At 70.3% G+C, this 3,384-nt stretch carries 3 protein-coding genes; all 3 read left to right on the forward strand.

The annotated features are described in order from the left end of the window. Window positions 1-181 precede the first annotated feature (181 nt). Window positions 182-1,291 carry a sensor histidine kinase gene (locus tag BL253_RS38860; protein WP_076820677.1) on the forward strand — a complete coding sequence of 370 codons (1,110 nt, stop codon included), beginning with the start codon at window positions 182-184 and terminating at the stop codon, window positions 1,289-1,291. Between the two features lie 236 nt (window positions 1,292-1,527). Beyond that, window positions 1,528-2,217: a response regulator transcription factor gene (locus tag BL253_RS38865; RefSeq protein ID WP_076820678.1), complete on the forward strand. Its 690-nt coding sequence runs from the start codon at window positions 1,528-1,530 to the stop codon at window positions 2,215-2,217. 566 nt (window positions 2,218-2,783) lie between these two features. Continuing rightward, window positions 2,784-3,384: citrate/2-methylcitrate synthase (locus BL253_RS38870; protein WP_274535317.1), on the forward strand; the 601-nt coding region annotated here is incomplete at its 3' end.

Here is a 3,384-nt window from a genome sequence, read left to right on the forward strand (position 1 = left end):
GGGCCGCCAGTTAGGTGGTTGCCCCCATCCCGGTGCGGAGATTGTGACGGACCGTGCCAGGCTTATGACATGGCTTATCAGCATCGCGGGGTGTGCTGACATGGCGTGGTCGTTGGTCTCGCTGTCACGCGAGAGGCTCAGGCCCGCAAGCAGATACGCAAGCAGATTCGAATGTCGTGTCATGGCCCCGGTGGCCCTCGTGGTGGCGACGGCCTGTCTCATCACCACTCTGGTCAGGACGGCGGCGCAGGACCAGGTGTACCTGCCGATGGTCCTGGCCGTACTCGCGATCCCCGGGTCGTTCGCCGCCGCGGCGCTGCGTTGCCGGCTGGCACGGGAGCGAACCGCGCTGCTGCTCGCGTCGCTGCCGGTGCCGCCATCGCTGGCGGACGTCAGGAACGTGCTGCGGACGGCGCTGCGCGACCCGACGGGCGAGATCTACCTGTGGGTCGAGGACGACAAGCGCTACATCGGCGCGAACGGCGCGCCGGCCGAGCCCCCGGCACCCGCCAACGGCATCGTGCGGGTGCCGCTGCGTGACCGTGACGGCGGCCCGTTGGCCGTCGTCGTGCTGAAGGGCGCGCAGGGAGGTCCCTGGGACTCCGTCCACGTGACGGTGAGGGCGCTCGCGGTCGCGCTGGAGAACGTCCGCCTCAAGGCGACGGCCGACGCCCGCCTCGAAGAGGTCCTCGCCTCCTCCGCCCGGGCCAACGCGGCCGCCCACGAAGCCCGGCGCCAGCTCGAACGCGATCTCCACGACGGCGCCCAGCAACGGCTGCTCGCTCTGGGCACTCGTCTCGGCGTCGCCCGCCACACCGCCACCGAACCCGACACCCTCGCCGCCCTGGACGCCGCCCGCGGCGACCTCGCCGCCGCCCTCGCCGAGCTGCGCGCCCTGGCCCGCGGTCTCTACCCCGCTCTTCTCTCCGGCGGTGGCCTGGTCCCCGCGCTCGAGGCCGTCGCGGACTCCCTCCCCCTCGCGGTCACCGTCACCGCTCCCCACGAACGTCTTGCCCCCGCGGTCGAGGCGAGCGCCTACTACACGGTCTGCGAGGCCCTCACCAACGCCGTCAAGCACGCCCGGGCCACCGCCGCCACGGTCACCGTCACCCGCACCCCCCGAGCCGTCGTCCTCACGGTCACCGACAACGGCCAGGGTGGCGCGCGGACCACCCCCGACGGGGGCCTCGCCGGGCTCACCGACCGCCTCCGCACGCTGGGCGGTCGCCTGACCATCAACAGCCCGCCGGGCAGGGGCACGACGCTCACCGCGGCCATCCCGATCGCCTGAGCCTCACGCCGCACTCCGGAGATCCGCGGGAGCGGGCTTCCTCTTTTCCTCTTTCTCCTCCCTGTTCCTCTCCGGCGGGCCAGCTGGTGTCCGCCGGAGCGAGGTCCCTGAGCGACAGACCAACCACGGAAGGTGCCTTCAGTGCTGCCCCAAGGGTCGTCGCAGGCGCACTCGTTCGGCCACCAGCCGCTCCCTCCCGGACCGCCGGCCGGCCCGATGCCGAGCGCGGGGTTCTCATGCGGGTAGCCGTCGCCGATGACTCGGCCCTGTTCCGGGAGGGCCTGGTCCTCCTTCTGCGCCACACCGGCATCGAGGTGACGGTCGCGGCGGGGACCGCCGAGGAGCTGCTGGCCGCCGTCGACGCCGACCCCCCGGACGCGGTGATCCTCGATATCCGGATGCCGCCGACCTTCACCGATGAGGGCGTGCGGGCCGCCGAGAGACTGTGCGCGACCTACCCGAGGATCGGCGTGGTCGTGCTGTCGACATACGCCGAGACGCCACATGCCGTGCGGCTGCTCGGCGACGGCTCCGGTGGGGTGGGCTACCTGCTCAAGGACCGAGTCGACGACGTCGACACGCTGCTGGACGCTTTGCACCGGGTCGCGTCGGGCCGGCTGGTGGTGGACGAGGAGATCGTCGCCCCGCTGCTCGCGCACCGCCGCCGGGCGAGCGCGCTGGCCCGGCTGACGGACCGGGAGCGGACCGTACTGCGTCACATGGCCGAGGGACGGTCGAACCAGGGCATCGGCGCCGCGCTGCACCTGGCGCCGAAGACCGTGGAGAACCACGTCGCGAGCGTGCTGGCGAAGCTGAGCCTCCCGGTCGCGGCAGACGACAACCGCCGGGTGCTGGCCGCGCTGGCCTGGCTGCGCGCGCAGGCGGACGTCGACCCGGCCGCCGGCCCGCCCCTCGACCCTCGGTAGCGGTTCTCACGCCGGGGTCGCGACCATACGCCGGACTTCGTTCACCCGGCTTCGCTCACCGGACCGCTCACCGGACCCCGCCCGGCCAGCCTGTCCCGGTTGGCCCGTTCCCTACCGCTCGGCGCAATGGCGGATATCCCCGAATAARCCTTCCCGTTTTCTCTTGAAGCAGTGTCAAGAGTGACGGGGTCTACTCGGGGCAGTCCGGTGCTGCGGGCGCACGCCGGGTGGCATGCGATACACAACGCATTACCATCAATAACGGGTAATAGCTACTACTATCAAGGTCGACAGGCGCCGCCACCACGATATGTGGCTAGCTCAGAGCGCTGCGCACGGATTCGGCGACACAGGAGACCAACCCGACTACGCGTGACGGACCGGGTGGCGCAACCCACGTCGGATGTACCGCCCCGATCACGCGCATGTGGCGCCCCGAGCGGCCAGACTTGGGAGTAACGAACTGCCAGCAAACCGGCGCGAGGGCTTCCGTTACCCGGACTCATGGCGCCGGCGTCGTGCCAGCCCGTCGACCGACTGCGCTGCCACAGCGAGAGGAGCCCGGCGTGTCCGAGCAGGTCAGCACCCTGACCGTGACCGACAACCGCACCGGTCGTAGCTATGAGATTCCGATCAAAGACGGCGCGGTGCCCGCGGGGGACTTCCGCAAGATCAAGGTCGACGACGCCGACTTCGGGCTGATGACCTACGACCCCGCGTTCACCAACACGGCGAGCTGTCGCAGCGCCATCACGTTCATCGATGGCGACGCCGGCATCCTGCGCTACCGCGGCTACCCGATCCAGGACGTCGCCGAGAAGAGCAGCTTCCTGGAGGTCGCCTACCTGCTGCTCGCGGGCGAGCTGCCGACCAAGGACGAGCTGTTCACCTGGGAAGACGAGATCACGCACCACACCCTGGTGCATGAGTCGATCAAGAAGTTCATCGACGGCTTCCACCATGACGCCCACCCCATGGGCATGCTGGTCTCGTCGGTGGGCGCGCTGTCGACCTTCTACCCGGACGCCAAGAAGATCAAGGACCCGGGGCTGCGCCGGCTGCAGATCGTCCGGCTGATCGCGAAGATCACCACCCTCGCGGCGTACTCCTACCGGCACTCCGTCGGGTTCCCGTACGTCTACCCGGACAACGACCTGTCGTACGCCG

It is taken from the genome of Pseudofrankia asymbiotica (assembly GCF_001983105.1).
Taxonomy (GTDB): Bacteria; Actinomycetota; Actinomycetes; order Frankiales; family Frankiaceae; genus Pseudofrankia; species Pseudofrankia asymbiotica.

Excerpts from the sequence above, each read along its gene's own strand:
- BL253_RS38860 (WP_076820677.1), top strand. The coding sequence starts at position 182 with ATGGCCCCGGTGGCCCTCGTGGTGGCGACGGCCTGTCTCATCACCACT.
- BL253_RS38865 (WP_076820678.1), top strand. The coding sequence starts at position 1,528 with ATGCGGGTAGCCGTCGCCGATGACTCGGCCCTGTTCCGGGAGGGCCTG.